The following is a 515-nucleotide window of genomic DNA, read 5'->3' as shown; positions in this document are numbered from 1 at the left end:
GTTGAGTATTTACGAATAAACTAATATTTTAAAACTCAAAATAACGCGGTGTTCTCGGTTGAAATTGTATTTTTATACAAATTCAATATAGAAATTAAATAATATCTAGTTTTCAAAGAACCAAGTATGACACTTACGTGTCAATGGAGAATAGCGGGATCGAACCGCTGACCTCCTGCTTGCAAAGCAGGTGCTCTCCCAGCTGAGCTAATTCCCCATAAATATAAATATGATTGTGACCCCTGTGAGGTCGATGGGCCTAGGGGGACTCGAACCTCCGACCTCACGCTTATCAGGCGTGCGCTCTAAACCAACTGAGCTATAGGCCCAAAGAAGCAAAGAATCATATGAGAGGTAAATCCCTCAAAACTGAATAAGATTGATGAACCTAATGTAAGTTTCCGAAATTTCCTTAGAAAGGAGGTGATCCAGCCGCAGGTTCTCCTACGGCTACCTTGTTACGACTTCACCCTAATCATCTGTCCCACCTTAGACGACTAGCTCCTAAAAGGTTA

General features: G+C 41.6%; 2 tRNA genes and 1 rRNA gene. All 3 read right to left on the bottom strand.

From position 1 onward, the window contains the following. Nucleotides 1–144 precede the first annotated feature (144 nt). Nucleotides 145–217 (bottom strand) — tRNA-Ala (locus KTJ72_RS07005). Between the two features lie 37 nt (nt 218–254). Then, nucleotides 255–329: transfer RNA gene (locus KTJ72_RS07000), tRNA-Ile, on the bottom strand. A gap of 87 nt (nt 330–416) precedes the next feature. Beyond that, nucleotides 417–515: ribosomal RNA gene (locus tag KTJ72_RS06995) — 16S ribosomal RNA — on the bottom strand; the annotation flags it as partial.

The sequence above is a fragment of the Apilactobacillus waqarii genome (assembly GCF_019061205.1).
GTDB lineage: Bacteria > Bacillota > Bacilli > Lactobacillales > Lactobacillaceae > Apilactobacillus > Apilactobacillus waqarii.
Note: the sequence above shows the minus strand (reverse complement) of the source record. Positions and strands in the feature narration are given on the sequence as shown.